This is a genomic window from Geodermatophilus poikilotrophus (assembly GCF_900111455.1).
GTDB classification, from domain to species: Bacteria; Actinomycetota; Actinomycetes; order Mycobacteriales; family Geodermatophilaceae; genus Geodermatophilus; species Geodermatophilus poikilotrophus.
The window spans coordinates 631117-655086 of record NZ_FOIE01000001.1; the positions used below are offsets into that span (position 1 = coordinate 631117).

The window sequence follows — 23970 nt, forward strand, 5'->3', positions numbered from 1 at the left end:
GTCCACCGACCATCTCGTCCTCCGCCTCCCGGGTGTCCTGAGGGTGGCGGCGCCCCCTCGCAGCGCCCTGTCACGCGGCTGACACGGCCGCCACCTCCACGACAGCGCTGCGCCACCGGCACCGCGGCGGTGTCGGTCCCGGCTGCCACCATGGCGCCGTGCTGTTCGCCGACGTCGTCGCCGCCTCCGCCGCGGTGGCGGCCACCCGCTCGCGCACGGCCAAGGCCACGGCCATCGCCGACCTGCTGCGCCGCGCGGACGGCGACGAGGTGCGGCCGGTCACCGCGTGGCTGGCCGGCGATCCCTTGCAGGGCCGGGTCGGGGTCGGCTGGCGCACCCTCGGCCGCCTCGCGCACGACCCGGCAGTCGCACCGCAGCTGACCGTCCCCGACGTCGACCGCGCGCTCACCGAGCTGGCCGGCACGACCGGCACCGGGTCGGCGGCTCGGCGGGAGGCGCTCCTCGAGCAGCTGTTCACCGCCGCCACCGCCGACGAGCAGCGCTTCCTCGTCCGGCTGCTCACCGGCGAGCTGCGGCAGGGCGCGCTCGAGGGCGTCGTCCTCGACGCGATCGCCGCCGCGGCCGACGTCCCGGCCGCGGCCGTGCGGCGGGCGTTCATGCTCTCCGGCAGCCTGGCCGACACCGCCGCCACGGCCCTCGACGGCGGGACGACGGCGCTGGCAGCCGTGCACCTGCAGGTCGGCCGCCCGGTGCGGCCGATGCTGGCCGGCCCGGGCTCCTCGCTGGACGCCGTGCTGGCCGACCTCGGCGACGACGTCACGGTCGAGCACAAGCTGGACGGCGCCCGCATCCAGGTGCACCGCGACGGCGACGCCGTCCGCGTCTGGACCCGCGCCCTGCGCGAGGTGACCGACGGGGTGCCCGAGCTGGTCGCGCAGGTCCGGTCGCTGCCGTGCCGCACCGCCGTCCTCGACGGGGAGACCCTCGCCCTGGACGACGACGGCCGGCCGCGGGCCTTCCAGGACACGATGAGCCGCTTCGGCAGCGCCGCCGACGAGACGGTCCTGCTCAGCCCGTTCTTCTTCGACCTGCTGCACCTCGACGGCCGCGACCTGCTCGACGAGCCGCTGTCGGTCCGTCTCGACGCGCTGGCGGAGCTGCTGGCCCGCGAGGAGCACGCCGCGCTGCGGATGCCCGGCGTCCGCCGGCCCACCCCGGAGCAGGCGGCCGAGGTGCTGGACGGCGCGCTCGCCGCCGGCCACGAGGGCGTGGTGGTCAAGGCGCTCGACGCGCCCTACGCCGCCGGCCGCCGCGGCAGGGCGTGGCAGAAGGTCAAGCCGGTGCACACCCTCGACCTGGTCGTGCTCGGCGCGGAGTGGGGGTACGGGCGGCGCTCGGGGAAGTTGTCCAACATCCACCTCGGCGCCCGCGACCCCGACGGCGGCGGGCCGGTGATGGTCGGCAAGACCTTCAAGGGGATGACCGACGAGCTGCTGGACTGGCAGACGGCCACCTTCCCCGACCTCGCCCGCGAGCAGCACGAGTGGGGCGTACTGCTGGACCCGGAGCTGGTCGTCGAGGTCGCCCTGGACGGCGCCCAGCGCAGCCCGCGCTACCCCGGCGGCGTCGCGCTGCGCTTCGCCCGGGTGCTGCGCTACCGACCGGACAGGTCCCCGGCCGACGCCGACACGCTCGACGCCGTGCGCGCGCTGCTCGCCGGCGGTTGACCGCGGGGCCTCAGGCCGGGACGGCGGGGGCGTCCCAGTCGACGGAGTGGGCCCGCATCCAGGCCTGCGGGTCCCGGCGCCGCAGCACGAACGGCATGACCAGGTCGCGGGCGACCCGGCCGACGGCGGGCGGCGACTTGGCGCTGCTCGTGCGGAAGCCCTGGGCGACGACCCGCTCCGCCCGCGCCCGGCGCAGACCCTCGAACGCCTCCAGGGCCGCGCGCGGCGGCAGGTCGCGCAGGCAGCGGGCGAGGACGATGGCGTCCTCGACGGCGAGCGAGGACCCCTGGCCGGCCGCGGGCGAGGTGGCGTGCGCGGCGTCCCCGATCAGCACCATGCGGCCGGCGGACCACCGGCGCACGGTCGGGACGTCGTACGTCGTCCACCCGCGCAGCGGACCCGGCGTGGCCTCGACCAGGGCCAGGATCGGCGAGCGGTCGCCGCGGTGCAGCTCGGAGAGCCGGGCCCGCCACTCCGCGTCCGGGGTGCCCGCCACCTCGCCGGCCGGCGGCTCGCGGTCCAGCGGCGGGTTGGCGAACCACCAGGTCCCCCCGGACGGCGGCACGAGGTACCCGGCGAACCCGCGCCGGCCGAACACCATGGTCAGCCGGCCGACCTCGGCCCCGGGCGGGACGTGCTCGGAGTACCCGGCGGTGTTGAGCACCGGGACGAAGCGGGGCGCCGCCGCCCCCGGGTCCACCAGGGACCGGACGGTGGAGCGGACGCCGTCGGCCCCGACCAGGAGGTCCGCGGACTCGGTCGTGCCGTCGGCGAAGACCGCCGTCACGTCCGAGGCGGTGCAGCGGGCGTCGACCAGGCGGGAGCCGTAGCGGAACCGGACACCGCGGCGCAGGGCCTCGGCGTGCAGCGCCCGGTAGAGGTCGGAGCGCCGCATCGACAGGCCGGAGCTCCCGCCGGGGCCCGAGGTGGGCAGTGCGCCCAGCACGGTGCCGGTCCAGCTGCGGAACTCGATGACCGGCGTCGGGAAGCCCACGCCGGCGACCGCGTGCTCCGCGTCGATCGCCCGGAGCGCGTCGAGCCCGTTGACCTGCAGGCCCAGCCACGCGCCGACGTCGCCCGCAGGGCCGGCGTGCGCCTCGTGCACCGTGGCCTCGATGCCGGCCTTCTGCAGGGCCATCGCCGCCACCGGGCCGGCGACCCCGCCGCCGACGACGATCGCTCGGGTCATGCCGGCACCTCCGCGTCGTCCGTCCCGCCCTGGCATCTCCCCACAGGCCGGCGCCGGACGCCAGCCCTGCGCACCCGGCGGTGCTACCGGGCGGACGCGGCACCGGCCCGCGCCGGCCAGCTCACCGACCCCGCGACCGCGCCGAGGACGGCGACGGCGCACAGCAGCCCCACGCAGGCGCCCCACCCCACAGCCTCGAACAGCGGCGCCGGGACGACCGCACCGACGCCCCCACCCGCGTAGTAGCAGGACAGGTACAGCCCCACCGCGCTCGACCGCGCCGCGCCCCCGCTCGACGCCGCCTGCGCCGTGGCACAGGCCTGGGCGGCGAACACGCCGGTGCAGGCCCCCGCGAGCCCGGCGACGACGGCGGCGGTCGCGGGCACGAGCGTCAGGGCCAGCCCGGCCAGCACGGCCCCGGTGGCCAGGACGAGCACCACCCGGCGGCCGACCCGCGACACCAGCCGCCCGGTCAGCGGCGTGACGACGACGGCGACGAGGAACACCGCGAACACCGCGCCGACCTGCGCCGTGCCCAGCCCGAACGGCGGCCCGGCCAGGTGCAGCCCCGCGTAGGTGAAGGCGCCGACCTGCACGAACAGCACCGACGCGCCGACCGCGCAGGTGCCCAGCAGCGGCCCGTTGCGCAGCTGACCCGCGATGCCGCGCACCCCGCGGAGCGCGCCGGACGAGGGTGAGAAGCGCCTCTCCCGCGGCAACCAGGCCGCGACCGCCCCCAGCACGAGCAGCAGGACCAGCGCCAGCGCGACGAACGACGCCCGCCAGCCGAGCGCGCCGGCCACCGCCCCCGACAGGAACCGGCCGAGGAAGCCGCCGAACGCCGTCCCGGAGACGTACAGGCCGTTGACCGCGGCCGCGCGGGAGCCGGCGACCTCCTCGGCCACGTAGGCGACCGCGACCGCGAACACGAACGAGATCGCCAGGCCCTGCGCCGCGCGGGCGGCCATCAGCGTGGAGAGGCCGGGCGCGGCCGCGCAGGCGAGCGTCGCCAGCGCCGTCGCGGCGATGGCCGCCAGCATCACCCGCTTGCGGCCCAGCCGGTCCGACACCGCCCCCGCCAGCGGCGCGGCCACCGCCACGCCCAGGGCGGTGGCGCTCACCGTCCAGGCGGCGCCGGTCGCGGAGACACCGAGATCGGCTGCCAGCTCGGGCAGCAGCGGCTGCGTCGAGTAGGTGGTGAGCAGCGCGGACAGGCCGAGCAGGAACACCGCGGCAGGCTGCCGACCGCCGTCCCCCCGCGCCACGGCCCCACCGCACCACACCGGGGCCGGGACGCCAGGGCCGGGTCCGAGCGGTCCCGGCGGTCGTCGGGGGGACGGCCCGGGCAGCCCGTGCCCGGGGACGACTCGCCTACCGTCGACGCATGGCGATCATCCACCGGGCCACGCTGCGACCGTCGAAGCTCGAGCTGGTGGCCGGCTGGGCCCCCGGCCGCCCGTGGGGTGCCGCGGCCGCAGGTGCCGCACTCGAGCAGGTCGCCGCCTACCGCTTCGACGACCCGGCCGGCGAGGTCGGCACCGAGACCTTGGTGCTGCGCGCCGGCGACACCCTGCTGCACGTGCCGCTGACCTACCGCGGCGCGCCCGTCCCGGAGCAGGAGGAGCACCTCGTGGGGACGACGGAGCACTCGGTGCTCGGCCGGCGCTGGGTCTACGACGCCTGCGCCGACCCGGTGTACGTCGCCGCGCTGGCCGCCGTGGTGCTCGGCGGCGCACCCCAGGCCGAGGAGTACGTCCACGTCGACGGGCGGCGGGAGCGCCGCGACCCCACCGCCCGCGTGACCGGCAGCGGCGGGGCCGCGGACGTCGGGCCGCTGGGCGCGCCCAGCCCCACCGACGGCGCCGACGCGACGACCGTCCGCGCCGGGCACCTGGAGCTGGTCGTGCGGCGGGTCCTGACGCCGGGCGCTCCGGTGGACGGCGGCGCCACGCTCACCGGCACCTGGGCCGACCAGGCCGACCCGATCGTGCTGGTGAGCGCTCGGCGGCTCTGAGCGCTACGCCTCGGCGACCCGGGGAGCGACCTCCGTGCCCAGCAGCTCGATACCGCGCAGCAGGTCGGCGTGCGCCAGGCGCGGGTTCGTCATCTGGATCGCGACCCGGTCGACCCCGCCCAGCTGGTCGGAGACCCGCACCAGCTTGTCCGCCACGGTGTCCGGGTCGCCCATGAAGAAGGCGCCGTCGGGCCCGCTGGTCGCGTCGAACTGGGCCCGCGTCGGCTGGGCGAAGCCGCGCTCACGGGAGACCTTGGTGAACATCTCGTGCCAGCCGGGGTAGATGGTGTCGGCGGCGGCCCGCGTGCTCTCGGCGACGTAACTGAAGACGTGCAGCCCCACCTGCAGCCGCTCGGGCGCGTGGCCGGCCTGCGCCCCGGCCCGGCGGTACAGATCCACGAGCGGCGCGAACTGCCGCGGCTCCCCACCGATGACGGCGACCATCAGCGGGAGGCCGAGCAGCCCGGCGCGGACGAAGGACTCCGGCGTCCCGCCGACGCCGACCCAGATCGGCAGCGGGTCCTGCAGCGGCCGCGGGTAGACACCCTGCCCGGTGAGCGCGGGGCGGTGCCGGCCGGACCAGCTCACCTGCTCGGACTCGCGCAGCCGCAGCAGCAGGTCGAGCTTCTCCTCGAACAGCTCGTCGTAGTCGGCCAGCGACAACCCGAACAGCGGGAACGCCTCGATGAACGAGCCCCGGCCTACGACCAGGTCGACGCGGCCCCGTGAGACGAGGTCGAGCGTGGCGAACTGCTGGAAGACGCGGACCGGGTCGGCGGCGCTGAGCACGGTGACCGCGCTGCCCAGCCGGATCCGCGAGGTGCGCGCGGCCGCGGCGCCCAGGATCACCGGCGGGGCCGAGTCGTAGTACTCCGGGCGGTGGTGCTCACCGATCCCGAAGGAGTAGAGCCCCACCTCGTCGGCGAGGGCGATCTCCTCGAGCAGGTGCGCCATCCGCTCCTCCGGACCGACCAGGCGCTCGGTCGAGGGGTCGGTCACCGCTGCGACGAAACTGTCGACGCCGACGTGCACGGCTGTCCTCCTCACGGGTGGGGCCGCCACCGGCGACGGTCCAGTGTTCAACCAGTCAACCAGGTCCCGGCGACGGCCCTCACCCACCGACGCGGGTACCGCCCCCTTGCACGTACGGCGCGCGGGGCAGCGATCGCGGAGGCGGTTGCGCTCGCCCCCGGCCGCTCCCCATGCTGGCGCGGTCCGGCACGAGCCCGCCCCCGACCAGCGTCCCGACCCGCACGCCGCACGCGCGCGACCGGGGAGTGCGGGAGCCGGACGCCTGGTGGGACCGGCCGCGGCCCGGGCCCACCTCCCGGGACGGCGTCGTCCTCGACCGACCGGTCGCTGCCCGGCGACCCGAGCGCGTCCGTGCCCCCCGCCCCCGTCCCGGGAGTGATCGCATGCCCCCCAGCCGCCCCGCCGCCACCGGATCCGTGGAGGACGTCGTCCCCGGGGACGGCACCTTCTCCCACCGGCAGGTGCTGACCGTCCTGGCCGGGCTGATGACGGCGATGTTCCTGGCCGCGCTGGACCAGACCGTCGTGGCGACCGCCGTCCGCACCGTCGCCGACGACCTGCAGGGCTACGACATGCAGGCCTGGGCCACCACGGCCTTCCTCGTCACCTCGACGATCTCCACCCCGCTGTACGGCAAGCTCTCCGACGTCTACGGACGACGGCCGTTCTACCTGTTCGCGATCTCGGTGTTCGTCCTCGGCTCGGTGCTGTGCGCCGTCGCCGGGTCGATGTACCAGCTGGCGGCCGCCCGGGCGGTGCAGGGGGTCGGCGCCGGGGGGCTGCTGTCGCTGGCGCTGGCGATCATCAGCGACCTGGTGCCGCCACGGGAACGCGCGCGCTACCAGGGCTACACCATGGCCGTCTGGGGCGGCTCCAGCGTGCTCGGCCCGGTCGTCGGCGGCTTCCTCGCCGGCCAGGCGTCCCTGCTCGGCATCGACGGGTGGCGGTGGATCTTCCTCGTCAACGTCCCGCTGGGCGCGCTGGCCTTCGCCATCGTGTTCCGGGTGCTGCACCTGCCGCACGAACGGCGCGAGCACCGCATCGACTGGCCCGGTGCGCTGGCGCTGAGCACCTGCGTCGTGCCGCTGCTCGTCGTCGCCGAGCAGGGCCGCACGTGGGGCTGGACGTCCCCGGTGGCGCTGGCCTGCTACGGGACCGGGGCCGTCGGTCTGGTCTGGTTCGTGCTGGCCGAACGGGCCCACGGGGACGACGCGCTGCTGCCGCTGCGGCTGTTCGGCAACCGCAGCTTCACCGTCACCGCCCTGGGCAGCGTCGTCCTGGGCGCGGGGATGCTGGGCGGCCTGCTGCTGGTCCCGCAGTACCTGCAGATCGTGCACGGCTCGAGCGCGACCGCCGCCGGCCTGCAGATGCTCCCGCTGGTCGCCGGGATCATGCTCGGGGCGAGGGGCTCGGGCGTCGCGATCTCCCGGACGGGCCGCTACCGGCAGTTCCCGCTGCTCGGGGTGGCACTGATGGCCACCGCGCTCCTCGGCCTCTCCCTGGTCGCCGGCGCGGGCACCCCCTACGGGCTGCTCGTGCCGTTCCTGGCACTGTTCGGCACGGGCGTGGGCTGCACGTTCCAGCCGGTCGTCGTGGCGGTGCAGAGCGCCGTGCACCCCCGCGAGATCGGGGTGGCCACCTCCTCGGTGGCCTTCTTCCGCCAGATGGGCGCCACCGCGGGCACCGCGGCGTTCCTCTCCCTGCTGTTCGCCCGGCTGCCCGTCGAGATCGACGGCGCGGTGCAGGACGCCGTCCGCGCCGACCCCGGGCTGGCGCCCCGGCTGCAGGCGCTCGACGGGATCGGCCACGACCTCTCCGACAGCTCCTTCGTCCAGCAGCTCCCCGACGCGGTTGCCCAGCCCTTCCGGGCCGGCTTCGCCGGGTCCGTGGAGCTGGTGCTGCTCGTCGTCGCCGGCGTGGTGGCCGTGGGCGCCGCCGTCTTCCTGTTCCTGCCGCAGCTCACGCTGTCGGCCGAGTCCGGCATCCAGGCCCGCCGGAACGCGGCCCGGGTTGCCGGTTCTCCGCCCCCCGCGGCCCCCGCTGCGGCTCCTCCCGCCCGCCACGGCACCCGGGGCCGGCCAGGGGTCGTCCCCGGCCTCCCGGCGCACCGGCACGCAGCCTCCGCGGCGACGGTCGCGCCCCGGCGGTGGCCCGTCCGGGAACGGGTCCTGGCCGGCGCGGCCGCGCTCGGGCTCCTGCTGGGGCTCGGCGGGGTGGCGCTGGGCTCCCGCCCCCCGGCCACCGGGGAGGGGTCGCAGGACTCCGGGCTCCCCGACGGGTCGCCGCCGGCCGCACCCCTCTCCGGCTCGGTCCCCGGCGGGGGCCAGGCGGCTCCCGACGGCGGGACGCAGGAGGCACCGTCACCGCGGGCGAGGTCGCAACGCCCGGCCGCGGCGCCGGGCACCCCCACGACGACGACCGCGTCCCCGACCCCCGGCGGTGCCGTCGAGAGCCCGGCCCCGCTCGGCAGCAGCAGCGGTCCGGCGAGCTCCGGCACGAGCGCGGCCGCGACCGGCGGCGGGGCCACGAGCGCGGGTTCGGCGAGCTCAGGCAGCACGAGCTCCGGGACGACGAGCTCCAGGACGACGAGCTCCGGCACGACGAGCTCCGGCACGACGAGCTCCGGCACCCCCGCGGGGACCCCGTCCGGCGCGGCGGCCACGTCCACGCCGGGACCCAGCCCCACACCGACCCAGCAACCGACCCAGCAACCGACCGCGACCACAACGACGACAGCGCCGGCCACCGCAACGGCATCAGCCACCGCAACGGCATCGCCGACCGAGACTCCCGAGCCGACCGCGACCGCGGAGCCGACTCGGACCGCGGAACCGGCCGAGACCACAGCGCCAGCCGAGACCACATCGCCGGCCGAGACCACAGCGCCGACCGAGACCACAGCGCCGACCGAGACGGAGACACCCACCGGGACGGGGACACCCACCGGGACGGGGACACCCACGGCCACGCCCTGACCAGCTGCCGGCGAGCCGGGCTGCACCCGGCCGGTGGGGCGCCCTCGACTCGGCGCCGCCGGTCCTCCCACCGGGGCGGACCCGTGCCCGAACCGTCACTCCCGGGTGCGGTGCCGGTCGACCCGCACGTCACCGCGCTGCTCACCGTGCCCACCGCCAGCGGCATGCCGCCCGTGCACGGGGGGACGGCGGAGGCCGACCGGACCTGCGCGGCCTCCGAGAGCCGCTGCACCGCTGAGCCGGGGTCCCCCGGGACGGCGGAGAGTCGTTGCGCGGGGACGCCGCCCCTGCTCAGCCGGCGGCGTACCGAGAGTAGGTGACGCCGCCGCGGAAGCCCCGGCACTCGACCAGCCGCAGCCGGCCCTCCGCGGCGCCGTCGGGGAACAGCCGCCGGCCGCGGCCCTGGACGACCGGGTAGGTGAACAACCGGTACTCGTCGACCAGCCCGGCCCCGATCAGCGCGTGGCACAGGGTGATGCTGCCGGTGACGACGATGTCCGCGCCGGGCTGCTCCTTCAGCGCGCGCACCTGGTCGACCGGGTCGCCGTCCAGCACGGTGGTGTGCTGCCAGCCGGGCTCGGTGAGCGTCGAGGAGATGACGTACTTCTGCACCCGGTCCAGGTAGGCGCTGATGCCGGTCGGGTCGTCGGTCCGCCCCGGCCAGTAGCTGCGGAAGTCCTCGAAGGTCTGCCGGCCGAGGAGGAGGGCGTCGGCGCGCTCGTCCTGGCGGTGGATCTCCTCGACCAGGTCGGAGTCGTCCACCCCCGCCTGGCCCTGCGGCTCGAACCAGTCGCCGAGCATCTCCACCGCGCCGTCGACGGTCGTGTTCTGGGTGATCGCGAGCGTGCGCACCGTGCCTCCCGGGTCGGTTCCAACGCAGTTCCGACCCCGCCGGCGCCCGGAACTCATCGCCGGGGTCCCGTCCGGTCTGCCGCGGTGGTCGCGCGCGCGTGGACGCACCCGCCCCCGTCGAGGCGTCCACACACGCGCCGGCGGCTGCGGGGACTCGACGCCCGGTCAGGGGCGCCAGGCCGGCCGGTAGTCGGGGTGCGCGGCGTGGGGCAGCGCGAGCAGCGCCAGGGTGAGCGCGGCGAGCTGGTGCTGGTCGGTGGGCGGAAGCGGGAAGTCCAGGCCCGCCGGGCGGGCGCCCAGCAGCCGCAGGTCGGGCCGGATGTCGCGGCAGGCCAGCACGAGCCGCCGCTTGGCCGCGCAGTCGGCGAGCACCCGCGCCGGGTCGTGGTGCGCGACGTGGTCGGTGGCGCCGTGCGGCGCGGTCACGCCGGCGTCCCACTCCTCCCGTCCGGTCGCCTGGGCGGCCTCGGCCGCCAGCCGCTGGTCCTCGGCGATGCGGGCCAGCAGGAAACCGTCGAGATCGGGTTCCAGATCGGGTTCGAGGCCGGGCGAGGCGTCCATGCCGGCATCCTGCGCCGCCGGCACGCGCGCCGGTACGGGCTGCGGCCCGGCTGCGGTCCTACGGTGGACGGGCCATGCGGAACGGAATGGGATCGCTCGACCTGCTCGTCGTCGAGGAGCTCTCCGTGGGGCACGGCAGCGCCCCCGTGTGCGCGCCGGTGGACCTCCGCCTCGGACCGGGGCGGGCGCTCGCCGTCGTCGGCCCGAACGGCTCGGGCAAGTCCACGCTGCTGCGCACGCTCGTCGGCCTGCTGGAGCCGCTCGCCGGCACCGTCGCCTTCGACGGCGCTCCGGTCGACGAGCGGGCCGCCGCCTTCCGCCGCGACGTCGCCGCCGTCCTGGACGACGACGCCTTTTTCATCTCCCTGACCGGCCGCGAGCACCTGCTGCTGACCGCGCGCGGGCACGGGGTGGCCGCGGCCGAGGAGGCGGTGGACGACGAGGTCGAGGCCTTCGGGCTGGGCGACCGGGCCGACGCGCTGCCCTCGGCGCTCTCCTCGGGCCAGCGGCGTCGGCTGGCGCTGGCCGCCGCCTTCGTCCGACCCGCCCGGCTGCTGGTCCTCGACGAGCCCGAGCGCCGGCTCGACGCCGGCATGCGGGCCCGGCTGGCGGCCCGGCTGGGATCGCTGCGGGACGCCGGCACCGCCGTGCTGCTCGCCAGCCACGACGCCGACGTGGTCGCCACGGTCGCCGACGAGGTCCTCGTGGTCGACGACGACGCCTGCCGGCTGCTGGACCCGGTCGAGGCCGCCGGCCGGATCGCGGAGCTCTGAGCCGGTGACCACCAGCACCACGGTCGCCCCGCTGGACGGCGCGGCGGTGCGCCGGCTGACCCGCCGGGCGACGGCGGCCCGGGCGCGGACGACGCTGGGCGAGCGGATCTCCGAGGCGTGGGGCGGGCTCGTCTCGGCCGGCATCGGCGTGGCGGTCGCCGGCGGCAGCCTCGCGTCCCTGCGCGAGAGCATCGCGCTGGCCGGCGCACCGGTCACCGGGACGACGCTGCCCGCCTCCCTCACCTCCGCCGCGCTGGCGCTGCTGGCGCTGGCCGGCGTGGTCGTCGTCCTGGCCCGGCTGGGGCCGGTGAGCGCCACGCCGGCGGCCGCGGCGTGGTGGCTGCCGCTGCCCGCCGACCGCCGCGGCCTGCTCCGCGGCGAGCTGGTGCGGCTGACCGCGGCCGGCGGATCCGTCGCGCTGCTGCTGGCGCTGCCGCTGGTGTTCGGCGCCGCCGCCGCGCCGACGGCGGCCTCGGTGCTCGGCGGCCTGGGCTGGGCCGGCGCGCTCGCCATCGCCGCGGTCGGCGGGACGGCGCTGCTGCAGACCCGGCGCCGCGGCCGAGGTGTGGCCGGGCTCGCCGGTGCGGTCGCGGGCGCGGCGGCCGTCGTCCCCGCGGTCGCCGGCACCCTCGCCGCCGCGGGCGGGTGGGCTGTCGGCGTCCCGGCCGCCGGGACGCTCCCGGGGTGGGTGCTCGCCGTGGCAGCGGTCGCCGCCGGGGCCCTGCTGGTGCAGGCCGACCGGGGGCTGGGCCGGCTGGACGCCGCCCGGCTGCTCGCGGGCGGGGCGACGGCCCGCTACGCCGGCGGCTCGCTGCTGTCGATGGACACCCGGCAGCTGGGCCGCGCGCTGGCCGGCCGGGACCGGCCGCCCCGCCGCAGCCGCCGCTTCCGCCGGGTGCGACGCCCCTGGCAGGCGGTGGTGGCCACCGACCTCGCCGTCCTGACGCGCGGCCGGTGGCAGCTCGGCCAGCTCGCCGTCGCCGCCGCCGTCCCGGTGGTCGTCGCCCGCACCGGGGGACTGGGCGCGCTGCCGCCGGCGGTCTGGGCCGGCTGCCTGCTCGGCTGGGGGCTCGCCGCGACGGCGGCCGGGCGGGCCGCCCGGGAGGCGCACGGCGCGCCGGAGCTCGACCGGCTGTTCGCGCTGTCGGCCGCCGCCGTGGTGCGCAGCCGCGCCGTCGTCCCGCTGGGCGGAACGGTGCTGGTCTGCGCCCTCAGCGGGCTGCTGGTCGGCGTCGGCACGGGGGCGGTGGGCACCTGGGCGCTGTTCGGGCTGGCGGCGGCGCCGGCGTGGGCGGCCGCCTCGCTGCGCGGGGCGCTGCGCCCGGACCCGGACTGGTCCGGGCCGGTCGTCTCCACCCCGATGGGCGTGCTGCCGGCCGGGGTCGGCGCCACCCTCGTGCAGGGGGTGGACGTCGGCGTCGTCGGCACCCTGCCGCTGCTCGCCGCGCTGGTCAGCGGGGGTCCGACCCCGCTGCTGGTCGCCGTCCAGGCGGCGTGGGCGCTGCTGCTGGCCGCGGCGGTGCTGGTGCAGCTCGGCCGGCGGCGGTCGCAGGAGGGCTGACCCCGGGGGGTCAGCCGTCGCCGGGGTGCACGACCCCGGCGCTGCCGCCGCCGCGCCGCACGGTCTCGGCCGCGGCCAGCAGCCGGCCGTCGGGCAGGAACTCCACGCCGGTGGCGGCCCCGATCTCGTCGACCGGCGCGAAGGCGTGCCCCCGGGCGGTCAGCTCGGCGCCGTACGCGTCGGTGAAGGCCGGCTCGGCGTCGGCCGTCGCGGCGTTGCGCTGGCTGGCCCGCGGAGCCGCGATCGCGTCGGCCAGGTCGGTGCCGCGGTCGAGCCGGTCCACCAGCGTCTGCAGCACGGTGGTGATGATCGTGGCCCCGCCGGGCGAGCCGAGGGCCAGCAGCGGCTCGCCGTCCTGCAGCACGATCGTCGGCGCCATGCTGCTGCGCGGCCGCTTGCCCGGTGCGGGCAGGTTGGGCTCGGGGCGGGTCGGGTCGGTGGGCGCGAAGGTGAAGTCGGTCAGCTCGTTGTTCAGCAGGAACCCGCGGTCGGGGACGGTGATCCCGCTGCCACCGGTCTGCTCGATGGTCAGCGTGTAGGCGGCGACGTTGCCCTCGGCGTCGGCCACGGTGAGGTGCGTGGTCGACGGCCCCTCCGCGCCGCCGTCGCCGGGAGGTGCGGCCGGGGCCGGGCACGGGCCGTACTCGCCGTCGGGGACGCCCGCCGGCACCGGCTTGGGCGCCGCCCGGTCCGGGTCGACCAGGCAGGCCCGCTCGGCGGCGAAGGCGTCGGACAGCAGCTCGGCCAGCGGCACCTGGGTGTAGGCCGGGTCGCCGACGTAGGCGTTGCGGTCGGCGAAGGCCAGTGCGCTCGCCTCCAGGTAGGTGTGCAGGACGTCGACCTCCGGCAGCGCGGCCAGGTCGGTGCCCTCCAGGACGTTCAGCGCCTCACCGACGGTCGAGCCACCGCTGGACGGCGGCGCCATGCCGTAGACCTCCAGGCCCCGGTACTCGACCCGCGTCGGCTCGCGCAGCGGCGCCTCGTACGCGGCGAGGTCGGACTCCTCCAGCAGACCGGCCCGCACCGGCGCGGCGCCGTCGGCCACCGGGGGCTCCTGGGCGGTGCGGACGACCTCCCCGCCCAGCTCCCCGGTGTAGAGGGCCTCGACGCCCTTCGCCGCCAGCAGCTCGTAGGTGCCCGCCAGGTCGGGGTTGCGGAAGACCGAGCCCACCTCGGGCAGCGCCCCGCCGGGGAGGAACAGCTCGGTGGACGACGCGAAGCGGCGGAACCGCTCCTCGTTGTCGGCGGTCTGCTCGCGGAAGGTCTCGTCGACGACGAAGCCCTCCTCGGCGAGCTCGGTGGCGCCCCGCAGCGCCTCGGCCAGCGAGAGCGTGCCGTACTCGTCGAGCGCCCGCTGCCACGTCAGCGGGGTCCCCGGCGTGCCGACCGACAGCCCGCTCGTCACCGCCTCCTCGAAGGGCAGCGGCTCGCCGTCCTCCCCGAGGAAGGCGTCGGCCCCCATCGCCTGCGGCGCGGTCTCCCGGCCGTCGATCGTGGTGACCTCCCCGGTCGCGGCGTCGTGGTACACGAAGAAGCCGCCGCCTCCGACGCCCGCCGAGTAGGGCTCGGTCACGCCGAGCGCGGCGGCCGCGGCGACCGCCGCGTCGGCGGCGTTGCCGCCCGCGGCCAGGACCTCCAGGCCGACCCGGGTGGCGTCCGGGTCGACCGTGGCGACCGCGCCCCCGGTCCCGACCGCGCGGGGCACCTTCTCCGGCGGCGGGACGGCGGCGCCCCCGGGCGCGGCGGCCGCGGCCCCGGCCGGGACGAACCCGGCCAGGACGGCGGCGGTCAGGGCGGTCAGGGCGGTGCGTCGACGCGGCACGGGGACTCCTCGGGCGTCGGGCGGTCGCGGTCCAGGAGCTCAGCCTGCTCCTGGCCCGGCCGGCCCGCCCGGCGAGCTGGACCGGACCGGTGCGACGGGACAGGATCGACGGGTGAGCCGCATCAACGACGTCGGCGGCATGATGGGCTTCCCGGCGATCGCCGAGGAGCCCGACGAGCCGGCCTTCCACGCCGACTGGGAAGCGCACGTCCTGGCCCTCAACGCCGCGCTGATCCGGCGCGGCGTCTACAACCTCGACGAGTTCCGCGACGCCATCGAGCGGATGCCGCCGGACGCGTACCTGTCGAGCTCGTACTACGAGAAGTGGTTCACGGCCATCACGACCCTGCTGGTCGAGAAGGGCATCGCCACGCCGGAGGAACTGGCCGGTGGCTGACCGCTTCGCTCCCGGCGACGCGGTGCGGACCAGCACCGCCGACCCGGCGTGGCACACCCGGCTCCCGCGGTACGCCCGCGGCGCCGTCGGCCGGGTGGTCGAGGTCGCCGGGCACCACCCGCTGGCCGACGACCGGGCCCGCGGCCTGCCGGGCACGACGCGGACCGTCTACCACGTGCGGTTCGCCGCCGCGGACCTGTTCGGCGACGGCGACCACGCCGTCACCGTGGAGCTCTGGGAGGACTACCTGGAGCCCGCCGACCCCTCGGGAGGGACACCATGAGCGGGGACCACCACGCCAGCTCGGCGATCTCCGAGCGGGTCCGGCACGTCGAGGCGCTGCTGGAGGCGCGCGGCCTCGTCGACGAGGGCGAGATCGACCGCCGCATCGACGAGTTCCTCGCCGGCGGCTCGCCGGCCAACGGCGCCCGGATCACCGCCCGCGCCTGGGTCGACCCGGGCTTCCGGGACCGGCTGCTCACCGACGCCAACGCAGCCATCAGGGAGGTCGGGCTGTCGATGGCCGGCGGCCTGCAGGAACAGCGGCTGAAGGTCGTCGCCAACACCTCGGAGGAGCACAACGTGGTGGTCTGCACGCTGTGCTCCTGCTACCCGATCGCGCTGCTCGGCCCGTCCCCGGCCTGGTACAAGAGCGAGGCCTACCGGTCCCGGGTGGTGCGGGACCCGCGCGGGGTGCTGGCGGAGTTCGGCCTCGACCTGCCGGCGACGACGCGGATCACCGTGTGGGACGCCAGCGCGGAGTCGCGGTACATGGTGGTCCCACGCCGGCCCGAGGGGACCGAGGGGATGCCGGAGGAGGAGCTGGCCGGCGTGGTCACCCGCAAGGGCCTGATCGGGACCGCCGCCGTCTGAGGCGCGGGGTCAGCCGGAGGAACGCGCGCGCAGCTCGTTCTTCTGGACCTTGCCGGTGGAGGTCTTGGGCAGCTCCCCGTAGACGAACCGCTTGGGCACCTTGAACCCCGCCAGCCGTGACCGCACGAAGGCCGCGAGCTCCTCGTCGGTGACCTCGCTCCCGGGCCGCAGCGTCACGTGGGCGACCGGGACCTCGCCCCACTTCTCGTGGGGCTCGGCGACCACGGCGGACTCCAGCACCGCGGGGTGGGCGTCCAGGGCCCGCTCGACCTCCACCGAGGAGATGTTCTCGCCGCCGGAGATGATGATGTCCTTGCTGCGGTCGCGGATCTCCAGGTAGCCGTCCGGGTGGACGACGGCGAGGTCCCCGGTGCGGAACCAGCCCGGACCGCCGTCCGGCCCCGGCAGCGTCGCCGCCGCCGTCGCCTCCTCGTCCTGGTAGTAGCCGAGCATGACGTCGTTCCCGCGGGCGACGATCTCCCCGATCGTCTCCCCGTCGCGGGGCACGTCGGTGCCGTCCTCCCCCACCACCCGCAGCGGCTGGGCGACCACGTTGGCGACACCCTGCCGGGCCTTGAGCTCGGCCTGCCGCTCGGCCGGGAGGTCGTCCCACTCCGGGTGCCACTGGTTGACCGCCACCGGCCCGTAGGTCTCGGTCAGCCCGTACAGGTGGGTGACGTCCATGTCGAGCGCGGACATCCGGGCCAGCAGGGTCGGGGTGGGCGGCGCGCCGCCGGTCTGCACCGCGACCCGCGGGGACACCGGGCCGGCCTCCGCCTCCTCGGCGTTGGCGATCATGGTGAGCACGGTCGGCGCCGCGCTGAAGTGGGTGATGCCCTCGGTGCGCAGCAGCTGCCAGATGCGGGCGGGCTCCACCCGCGGCAGGCACACGTGGGTGGCGCCGCCGGCCGACACCGCCCAGGGGAAGCACCAGCCGTCGCAGTGGAACATCGGCAGCGTCCACAGGTACTGGCTGGTGGGGCCCAGCCCGGTGTGCAGCGCCATCGCGAGCGCCTGCAGGTAGGCCCCCCGGTGGCTGTACATGACGCCCTTGGGCCGGCCGGTCGTGCCGGAGGTGTAGTTGAGCGCGAGCAGCCCCCACTCGTCGTCGCAGGGCCGCGCCAGGGGCTCGGCCGACGCCAGGAGCTGCTCGTACTCGTCGGCCTCGCCGCCGGCCACCACGACCGGGATGCCGACCGCCGCGGCGACCTCGCCGGCCGTCGCGGCGAACACGGCGTCCGCGACGAGGACCGCGGCGCCGGAGTGCCGCAGGATGTACTCCAGCTCGTTGCCCTTCAGCCGGGTGTTGAGCGGGACCAGGACGGCTCCCGCCCACGGGACGCCGTTGTGCACCTCGAGCATCGCCGAGCTGTTCGTGCACAGCGCGGCCACCCGGTCCCCGGGCGAGACGCCGCGGGACGCGAGGGCCCCGGCGAGCCGGCGGGAGCGGTCGGCGAACTCCCGGTAGGTGAACCGCCGGTCGCCGTCGACCACGGCGGTGCGCTCGGGGAAGACCCGGGCGGAGCGCTCGAGGAAGGCGGTCGGGGTGAGCTGGGCCGAGCTGAAGGTCGCCACCTGGTCTCCTCAGGGCGCGGTGCGGACGGGTTCCCGTGGGGGATTGTCGGCACAGTCCCGCCCCGGCCGCGCCTCGACCACGTCCCCGTCCGGCGCGCTCCCGCCGCTCAGGTCCGCAGCAGCGCCCACAGCACGCACAGGGTCAGCAGCACGACGCTGACCACCCAGGCCGCGGACGCCGGTCCACCGATCCGCACCTCAGACCATCCCGAACTGCTCGCTGTGCACCCGGTCGGCGGGTACCCGCAGCTCGGCGAGCGCGGACCGGACGGCCTGCACCGTCTCCTCGCGGGAGCACACGAAGTACTGCAGCGACCGGGCGTGCGGCGGCAGGTGCCGGGCCAGCAGCGCCGCGTCGATCCGGCCACGCTCCCCGGGCCACTCCCCCGACGGGCGGCTGATCACGTGCACCACCGTCAGGTCCAGCCGCCCCCTCAGCCGCTCCAGCTGGCGGATGCCGGTGATCTGGTCCTCGCTGCGGTTGCCGAGGAAGAGCCAGACCGGACGCCGGTCGCCCTGGTCGGCGAGCGTGGCCAGCATGCTCAGGAACGGGGTGACGCCGACGCCGGTCGCGACGAGGACGTAGCCCATCCCGGGGTGCCGGTCGAGGGTGAACGAGCCGTGCGGGCCGTCGACGTAGACGGTGTCGCCCACCCGCAGCCGGCGGATGGAACGGGTGAAGTCGCCGACCTGCTTGATCGTGAACTCCACCCGCGGCCGCAGCGCGCTGGACGAGATCGAGAACGGGTGGTAGGTCGGGGTGAAGGGCACCCGGCCGGGGAGGATCCAGGCGAACTGACCGGCCGTGAACGACCACGGGCGCCCGCCGTGCCGGTGCGCGGGCTCCAGGCCGACGGTCACCGCGCCGCCGGGCTCGGGCCACAGCTCCACCACCCGCCAGGGACGGCGCCACAGCCGCAGTGGCTTGACCAGCCGGACCCACACCGCCAGCCACAGGAAGGCCGCGGCGTAGACGGTCCACCCGAGCCGCACCCACGGCGCGCTCATCCAGTTGTCGACGAGGAAGGCGTGCACGAGGCCGGCCAGCACGATCGTGACGCCGAGCAGCGAGTGCAGCACGTGCCAGACCTGGTACGGGATCCGCAGCGCCCGCCGCCAGATCGAGGTCACCATGAGCAGCCCGAGCGCCAGCACCGACAGCCAGGCGAACTTGGCCCGCAGCGGCGCGTCGACGACGTCGAGCAGCACCAGGTACCGGTCGTCGGCGAGGAACAGTAGCGCCGGGTGCCCGAACGCCGCCAGGACGGACAGCGCCGACATCTGCTTGTGGTAGCGCAGGACGGCGTCGATGCCGAACGGCGCCGTGGCGCGGGAGAACCGCGCGGCCAGCGCGAACTGCAGCCCCATCACCGAGAGGGCCAGGAAGCCCAGCGCCACGGAGAGGTCGACGAGGAAGCCGCGCCCGGGCCGGACGGCGGTGGCGCAGAGGGCCAGCGGGGCGGCGGCGACCAGCGCGTGCAGCGCCGTCCAGGCCACCGCCTGCGCGCGGGTCGAGGGCGCGGCCCGGCGGGTCACCGGCAGCGGGGCCTCGCCGGTGAGGTCCGAGACGCGCGGCCGGTCGAGGACCGTCGTCACCGGTGGGCTCCCGGGGCGTTGCGGCGCCGGAGGGCAGGGTCGGGCATGAGGACGTTCTCCAGGGCGTGCGGGCGTCGGGCGCCCCCGGGCTCCGAGCCCCGGGCGGCGGTCGTCCGGGCGACGGAGCGCTCCGGCGGGCCACCCCCGCACCGCGCGACGCGAGAGCCCCGTGGCCCTCGCGGCGTGCGGCCCCCCATGACGGGCGGTGTCCGGTCGAGGACTCTAGGTGAGTGCCGCGGAGGGCCGTCAAGCCCCGGGACGGACCGGTCCGGCAGCTGCGCAGGTCAGCGCCGAGGGTGGGTCCGCTCACACCGCTCACCGCGGTGCTCCCCGACGTGCGTGGCCCGGCGCGTCGTGTTCACCTGGGGCCGCTGCGGGGGTCAGGTGCGATGACGGGAGGGTGCCGTGGCACGGGTCCACCTGCTGGCGACCGGGGGCACGATCGCCAGCCGCCGCACCGACGGCGGGCTGTCGGCCACCACGCCGGCCGCCGAGCTGCTCGCCGCGGCCGGGCCGCTGCCGGACCTCGAGGTCACCGTCAGCGACCTGACCACGGTGCCCAGCTTCGCGCTGACCGGTGCCGACGTCCGTGCGCTGGTCCGCGACGTGCGCCGGCACCTGGCCGACGGCGCCGACGGCGTCGTCGTCACCCACGGCACGGACACGATGGAGGAGTCGGCGTTCCTCGCCGACCTGGTGCACGACGACCCCCGACCGGTGGCCTTCACCGGCGCGCAGCGGCCGTTCGACGCCCCGGCCCCCGACGGCCCGGCGAACCTGGCCGACGCCCTGCGGGTGGCCGCCGACCCCGCCGCCCGGGACCTGGGTGTGCTGCTGGCCTTCGACGGCCTGGTGCTCGCCGCCCGTGGGGTGCGCAAGGTCGAGACGCTGCGCAGCGCGGCCTTCGGCGCCCCCGGCCGTGGTCCGCTGCTGCGCGTGGACGGCGGGGCCGTCGTCCCGCTCGGCCGCCCGCCGCGGCCGCCCGCGCTGCCGCTGGACCTGGACGCCGAGCTGCCGCGGGTCGACGTCGTCGCCTGCGCCCAGGGATCCGACGACGCCCTGCTGCGCGCCGCGGTCGCGGCCGGCGCGGCCGGGGTCGTGCTCGAGGCGTTCGGCGCGGGCAACGTGCCGCCGCCGGTGGCCGCGGCGGCGGCCGAGCTGGTGGCGGGCGGCGTGCCGGTCCTGGTCTGCTCGCGGGTGCCCTCGGGTCCGGTCGCGCCGCTCTACGCCGGGGGCGGGGCGAGCCTGGCGCGCGACGGGGCGCTGTTCGGCGCGGACCTGAGCCCCTGGCAGGGGCGGCTGCTGCTGGCCGCCGCCCTGGCGCTGGACCCGCAGGACCCGCGGCGGGTCCTCGCCGGGCGGCTGTGAACACCGACGGATCGAGAGGGGAACGGGCATGGCCAAGGAGATCTTCGTGTCCTTCGGCGTCGACATCGACGCCGTCGCCGGGTGGCTGGGGTCCTACGGCGGGGAGGACTCCCCCGACGACATCTCGCGCGGGCTGTTCGCCGGCGAGGTGGGCGTGCCGCGCATCCTCGAGCTGTTCCGCCGCGAGGGGCTGACCCAGACGTTCTTCTGGCCGGGGCACTCGATCGACACGTTCCCGGAGCAGTTCGACGCCTGCGTGGCGGCCGGCCACGAGATCGGCGTGCACGGCTACAGCCACGAGAACCCGATCGCGATGAGCCGGGAGCAGGAGTCCGCGGTGCTCGACCGCTGCATCGAGCTCATCGAGAAGCGGGCCGGCCGGCGGCCGACGGGCTACGTCGCGCCGTGGTGGGAGTTCTCCCCCGTCACCAACGAGCTGCTGCTCGAGCGGGGCATCACCTACGACCACTCGCTCATGCACCGGGACTTCGAGCCCTACTACGTCCGGGTCGGCGACCGCTGGACCAAGATCGACTACTCGCAGCCGGCCGACACCTGGATGCAGCCCCTGGTGCGCGGCGAGGAGACCGACCTGGTGGAGATCCCGGCGAACTGGTACCTCGACGACCTGCCGCCGATGATGTTCGTCAAGACCAGCCCGAACAGCCACGGGTTCGTCAACCCGCGCGACATCGAGCAGATGTGGACCGACCAGTTCGACTGGGTCTACCGCGAGCAGGACTACGCCGCCTTCACGATGACCATCCACCCCGACGTCGCCGGGCGGCCGCAGGTGCTGATGGCCCTGGAGCGGGTCATCGCCCACATCAAGGGACACGACGGCGTCCAGTGGGTGACCTTCGACGAGATCGCGCAGGACTTCCTGCGCCGCTCGCCGCGCACCGCCGCCTGACCCCGTGTGCGGCGCCTGCGGCAGCGGCCGGGTCGCCGCGCCGTGGGAGGACGTGCTCGCCGGGGCGGGACCTGACCGGCGGGCCGCCCGGGCCGAGGCCGCCGGCCGGCTGCTGACCGGCCGGCGGCTGCGGATCACGCCCTGGCGCGGCGGCTACCTGCTGACGACGGCCACGGGGGCCGCCCGCCCGGTGGCGTCGCTGGACGAGCTCTGGACGGAGGCGGGAGGACCGCCGCCAGGAAGTCCGACGGCTCAGCGCTGGGCGCGGGCCCCGGTGCCGGCCGGCTGGGACCTGCAGGCGGCGGCCGTGTGGGTCTCGGCCGCCGCTGGGGCCGGCACGATCGCCGCGGCCGAGCTGCCCACCGGCCGCGTCGACTTCGGGGACGGCGGCGCGTCGCACGCCGTCCGCTCGTCCGGGACGGCGGAGGTCGGCGTCCTCGGGCCGGAGCCGGAGACCGCGCTCACCGACCTCCTGGAGTTCGCCGCTCACGGCTGACAGCGGTGTGCCGGGTGCTCGTGGACGCGGATCGCGGGATCGACGGCCGGCGCCTTGCTGTCCGCCCTGCGGTGGATCGGGTGCGGGGGCATCCCGCAGGGTGGCGCGATCGGTGGTCCCGCCGGCCGCCCGGGGATGGCGTGGCGGAGCCACCGGCAGTGGTGGCGGCGCGCATGACCTGCAGGGCGGCCCCCGGACGACGCCGGCTCCACCCCCGCGACGGATGTGAGGCACCCCTGGGTCCACCCACGCCACCCGGCCGGGGCGGGGCGCAGGAGCACGTCACCGCCTCCTGACCGAGGATGGCCCGACGACCGCCGCACCGAGGAGCCGCCCCGTGCCCACCCCCGGGATCCCGCTGGACCAGCTCGGCTTCCTGACCATCGGCACCTTCGACCCGGCCGACCCCGCCCCCGGGCACGAGGCGACCCTCGCGATGGTCGAGCTCGGCGAGCGGCTGGGGTTCGACAGCGCGTGGCTGCGCCACCGGCACCTGCAGCCGGGCATCTCCTCGCCGGTCGCCGTCCTCGCCGCACTCACCCAGCGCACCCGCCGGATCGGGCTCGGCACGGCCGTCACGCCGCTGGCGTGGGAGAACCCGCTGCGGCTGGCCGAGGACCTCGCCACCGTCGACGTCCTCTCCGGTGGGCGGCTCAACCCGGGCGTCAGCGTCGGGCCGCCCATGCACTGGGACGACGTCAAGGACGCCCTGTACCCGGACACCGCCGACCGCGAGGACTTCAGCTACACGCGGGTGGAACGGCTGCTGCGGTTCGTCCGGGGCGAGCGGGCGTCGACCTTCGTCGGCCGGGAGGGCGTCGTCGAGGAGTGGTCCGACCGGGTGCAGCCGCAGTCCCCCGGGCTGGCCGGCCGGATGTGGTACGGCGGGGCCAGCCTGCGCTCGGCGGCGTGGGCCGGCGAGCACGGCATGCACTTCCTGACCTCCAGCGTGGTCAGGGCCGAGGAGGCCGAGGACTTCGCCGAGGTCCAGGCCTCGCACGTGCGGGCGTTCCGGGCCGCGAACCCCACCGGCCGGGTCTCGCAGGGCCTGGTGGTGATCCCCACCGACACCGCGACCCCCGAGCAGCGGGCGCGGTACGCCGCCTACGTCGCGGCCCGCACCCCGCGGACGACGGCGCCGCAGGGCCCGGCGCGGATGCTCTTCGCCCGGGACCTGCTGGGCAGCTCCGAGGAGATCGCCGAGGCCCTCTACGCGCACGCCGGCTTCCGCGAGGTCACCGAGGTCGTCTTCGCGCTGCCGTTCGACTTCGCGCCCGCCGACTACGAGCAGATCCTGACCGACACGGCCACCCGGCTCGGCCCCGCGCTGGGCTGGCACCCCCGGGCCTGACCTCAGCGGCCGGACGGTGTGCGGCCGTGGCGCACTCCGCCGCCCGGATGGGCCACCGAGGCACACTGCTGAGCTCCGGGCGGACGGCTGGGCGCCGGCCGCCCCGGGACCGGCCGGCGTGCACACGGCACGCCGGCCGGGGTTCCTCACGCCATCTCGGGGACGTGCAGGTGGGCCATCGCGAGGTCGAACTCGGCGACCTCGGTGATCGTCGAGCCCGTCGCCCGGCTGAACTCCTCGCGGATCGCGGCACCCTGCTCCCGGGTCCGTTCCAGGGCGGCCCGGTCCTCGTAGGTCACGGCCGCCACGCCGCGCTGGCCGGGCCGGTCGACCAGCAGGCTGACGCTGCAGAAGCCGGGCAGGTCCTCGAGCCTCGGCAGCAGGCTCATCCGGAAGGCGTCGATCATGCCGTCGACCTGCCCGGCCGGGATGTCGACCCAGGTGCCCCGGACGCACGCCGCGTCCCCCGCCGGCCGGGACCGGTGCAGGACGGCGATCTCCCACTCGGCGATGTCGACGGCCTCGGCGCGCATCACCTCGGCCGCCTGCCGCCGCGACTCCCGGACCGCGTCGGCGCTGGCCCGCATGGCGTCCTCGTCGGCCCAGGCGGTGGTGACGATGCACCGCCCCGCCTCGCGGTCGGCGAGCATCGACATCCCGATGCAGCCGTCCATCCGCTCGACCATCGGCCAGACGTCGTTCCGGATGAAGGCGATCCCGTCGTCGACCGCGCGCGGGTCGCCGCGGACTGTGGTCGTCCTGGCGTACATGACCGGTCTCCTCCCCGACGGTGCCGGGTGGCACCGCCACGCGAGGGAATGTCCTCGCTCGCACCGGGGTCGGCGGCGTTCGAGGCGCCCCGTCGGGCCGGGCGGGGCCGGGCGCGGCGCGTGCGGACCGTGCGCACGCCGGCGGGCACGCATCCCGCGGATCC

At 76.7% G+C, this 23970-nt stretch carries 21 protein-coding genes; 12 read left to right on the plus strand and 9 right to left on the minus strand.

Annotation, left to right across the window (positions count from 1 at the left end; translation table 11 throughout):
* The first annotated feature begins 158 nt into the window (after window positions 1-158).
* Entirely contained in the window at window positions 159-1688 is a 1530-nt protein-coding gene (locus BMW27_RS02855; protein WP_091438742.1) for an ATP-dependent DNA ligase, read from the plus strand.
* 10 nt (window positions 1689-1698) lie between these two features.
* Here the strand turns inward: BMW27_RS02855 and BMW27_RS02860 are convergent, their stop codons facing one another.
* Window positions 1699-2877 (minus strand): FAD-dependent oxidoreductase, encoded by a 1179-nt coding sequence (locus BMW27_RS02860; protein WP_091438745.1) that lies wholly within the window; start codon window positions 2875-2877, stop codon window positions 1699-1701.
* 83 nt (window positions 2878-2960) lie between these two features.
* Window positions 2961-4106 carry an MFS transporter gene (locus BMW27_RS02865; RefSeq protein WP_245743265.1) on the minus strand — a complete coding sequence of 382 codons (1146 nt, stop codon included), beginning with the start codon at window positions 4104-4106 and terminating at the stop codon, window positions 2961-2963.
* A 155-nt stretch (window positions 4107-4261) separates the two neighbouring features.
* Between BMW27_RS02865 and BMW27_RS02870 the strand changes: the two genes are divergently transcribed.
* Window positions 4262-4891, plus strand: a complete 630-nt coding sequence (locus BMW27_RS02870; protein WP_091438751.1) for a CG0192-related protein — start codon at window positions 4262-4264, stop codon at window positions 4889-4891.
* 3 nt (window positions 4892-4894) lie between these two features.
* Here BMW27_RS02870 and BMW27_RS02875 read toward each other — a convergent pair whose 3' ends face one another.
* Complete coding sequence (locus tag BMW27_RS02875; protein WP_091438755.1) at window positions 4895-5923, minus strand: Atu2307/SP_0267 family LLM class monooxygenase; 1029 nt, start codon at window positions 5921-5923, stop codon at window positions 4895-4897.
* A 383-nt stretch (window positions 5924-6306) separates the two neighbouring features.
* Here BMW27_RS02875 and BMW27_RS23625 point away from each other — a divergent pair, with 383 nt between their 5' ends.
* Entirely contained in the window at window positions 6307-8898 is a 2592-nt protein-coding gene (locus tag BMW27_RS23625) for an MDR family MFS transporter (protein WP_091439776.1), read from the plus strand.
* A gap of 291 nt (window positions 8899-9189) precedes the next feature.
* Here BMW27_RS23625 and BMW27_RS02890 read toward each other — a convergent pair whose 3' ends face one another.
* Entirely contained in the window at window positions 9190-9750 is a 561-nt protein-coding gene (locus tag BMW27_RS02890) for a dihydrofolate reductase family protein (protein WP_091438762.1), read from the minus strand.
* A gap of 165 nt (window positions 9751-9915) precedes the next feature.
* Complete coding sequence (locus BMW27_RS02895; RefSeq protein ID WP_091438766.1) at window positions 9916-10311, minus strand: DUF6221 family protein; 396 nt, start codon at window positions 10309-10311, stop codon at window positions 9916-9918.
* A 74-nt stretch (window positions 10312-10385) separates the two neighbouring features.
* On the opposite strand from BMW27_RS02895, the gene BMW27_RS02900 reads away from it, so the two are divergent.
* Complete coding sequence (locus BMW27_RS02900) at window positions 10386-11084, plus strand: ABC transporter ATP-binding protein (RefSeq protein ID WP_091438769.1); 699 nt, start codon at window positions 10386-10388, stop codon at window positions 11082-11084.
* 4 nt (window positions 11085-11088) lie between these two features.
* Complete coding sequence (locus tag BMW27_RS02905) at window positions 11089-12645, plus strand: DUF6297 family protein (RefSeq protein ID WP_091438772.1); 1557 nt, start codon at window positions 11089-11091, stop codon at window positions 12643-12645.
* Window positions 12646-12655: 10 nt separating this feature from the next.
* Here BMW27_RS02905 and ggt read toward each other — a convergent pair whose 3' ends face one another.
* Complete coding sequence (ggt, locus tag BMW27_RS02910; protein WP_091438774.1) at window positions 12656-14467, minus strand: gamma-glutamyltransferase; 1812 nt, start codon at window positions 14465-14467, stop codon at window positions 12656-12658.
* 112 nt (window positions 14468-14579) lie between these two features.
* Here ggt and BMW27_RS24460 point away from each other — a divergent pair, with 112 nt between their 5' ends.
* From BMW27_RS24460 to BMW27_RS02925, 3 genes are read left to right on the plus strand one after another with little or no spacing between them, the layout of a single operon-like run.
* Window positions 14580-14864: an SH3-like domain-containing protein gene (locus BMW27_RS24460; protein WP_091438777.1), complete on the plus strand. Its 285-nt coding sequence runs from the start codon at window positions 14580-14582 to the stop codon at window positions 14862-14864.
* Window positions 14857-15147: an SH3-like domain-containing protein gene (locus BMW27_RS24465; protein ID WP_091438780.1), complete on the plus strand. Its 291-nt coding sequence runs from the start codon at window positions 14857-14859 to the stop codon at window positions 15145-15147. The genes BMW27_RS24460 and BMW27_RS24465 overlap by 8 nt, the downstream gene beginning before the upstream one ends.
* Window positions 15144-15737 carry a nitrile hydratase subunit alpha gene (locus BMW27_RS02925; RefSeq protein WP_091438783.1) on the plus strand — a complete coding sequence of 198 codons (594 nt, stop codon included), beginning with the start codon at window positions 15144-15146 and terminating at the stop codon, window positions 15735-15737. The genes BMW27_RS24465 and BMW27_RS02925 overlap by 4 nt, the downstream gene beginning before the upstream one ends.
* A gap of 9 nt (window positions 15738-15746) precedes the next feature.
* Here the strand turns inward: BMW27_RS02925 and BMW27_RS02930 are convergent, their stop codons facing one another.
* Both BMW27_RS02930 and BMW27_RS02935 read right to left on the minus strand, forming a co-directional pair.
* Entirely contained in the window at window positions 15747-17312 is a 1566-nt protein-coding gene (locus tag BMW27_RS02930) for an acyl--CoA ligase family protein (RefSeq protein WP_091438785.1), read from the minus strand.
* A 198-nt stretch (window positions 17313-17510) separates the two neighbouring features.
* On the minus strand, window positions 17511-18908 hold the full coding sequence (locus BMW27_RS02935) for a ferredoxin reductase family protein (protein WP_091438788.1): 1398 nt from the start codon (window positions 18906-18908) through the stop codon (window positions 17511-17513).
* A 405-nt stretch (window positions 18909-19313) separates the two neighbouring features.
* Here BMW27_RS02935 and BMW27_RS02940 point away from each other — a divergent pair, with 405 nt between their 5' ends.
* The 4 genes from BMW27_RS02940 (at window position 19314) to BMW27_RS02955 (ending at window position 23036) form a co-directional block, all read left to right on the plus strand.
* Window positions 19314-20276 (plus strand): asparaginase, encoded by a 963-nt coding sequence (locus BMW27_RS02940; RefSeq protein ID WP_091438792.1) that lies wholly within the window; start codon window positions 19314-19316, stop codon window positions 20274-20276.
* A gap of 28 nt (window positions 20277-20304) precedes the next feature.
* Complete coding sequence (locus BMW27_RS02945; RefSeq protein WP_091438794.1) at window positions 20305-21189, plus strand: polysaccharide deacetylase family protein; 885 nt, start codon at window positions 20305-20307, stop codon at window positions 21187-21189.
* Between the two features lie 4 nt (window positions 21190-21193).
* Window positions 21194-21685: a hypothetical protein gene (locus tag BMW27_RS02950; RefSeq protein ID WP_091438797.1), complete on the plus strand. Its 492-nt coding sequence runs from the start codon at window positions 21194-21196 to the stop codon at window positions 21683-21685.
* 337 nt (window positions 21686-22022) lie between these two features.
* A complete protein-coding gene (locus BMW27_RS02955) occupies window positions 22023-23036 on the plus strand; it encodes an LLM class flavin-dependent oxidoreductase (RefSeq protein ID WP_091438800.1) in 1014 nt (337 codons plus the stop codon).
* 146 nt (window positions 23037-23182) lie between these two features.
* Here BMW27_RS02955 and BMW27_RS02960 read toward each other — a convergent pair whose 3' ends face one another.
* Window positions 23183-23806, minus strand: coding sequence for an antibiotic biosynthesis monooxygenase (locus BMW27_RS02960; RefSeq protein WP_091438803.1), 624 nt, complete (start codon window positions 23804-23806; stop codon window positions 23183-23185).
* Window positions 23807-23970 lie beyond the last annotated feature (164 nt).

Excerpts from the sequence above, each read along its gene's own strand:
- BMW27_RS02860 (WP_091438745.1), bottom strand. The coding sequence starts at position 2,877 with ATGACCCGAGCGATCGTCGTCGGCGGCGGGGTCGCCGGCCCGGTGGCG.
- BMW27_RS23625 (WP_091439776.1), top strand. The coding sequence starts at position 6,307 with ATGCCCCCCAGCCGCCCCGCCGCCACCGGATCCGTGGAGGACGTCGTC.
- BMW27_RS02925 (WP_091438783.1), top strand. The coding sequence starts at position 15,144 with ATGAGCGGGGACCACCACGCCAGCTCGGCGATCTCCGAGCGGGTCCGG.
- BMW27_RS02945 (WP_091438794.1), top strand. The coding sequence starts at position 20,305 with ATGGCCAAGGAGATCTTCGTGTCCTTCGGCGTCGACATCGACGCCGTC.
- BMW27_RS02895 (WP_091438766.1), bottom strand. The coding sequence starts at position 10,311 with ATGGACGCCTCGCCCGGCCTCGAACCCGATCTGGAACCCGATCTCGAC.
- BMW27_RS02900 (WP_091438769.1), top strand. The coding sequence starts at position 10,386 with ATGCGGAACGGAATGGGATCGCTCGACCTGCTCGTCGTCGAGGAGCTC.
- BMW27_RS02870 (WP_091438751.1), top strand. The coding sequence starts at position 4,262 with ATGGCGATCATCCACCGGGCCACGCTGCGACCGTCGAAGCTCGAGCTG.
- BMW27_RS02960 (WP_091438803.1), bottom strand. The coding sequence starts at position 23,806 with ATGTACGCCAGGACGACCACAGTCCGCGGCGACCCGCGCGCGGTCGAC.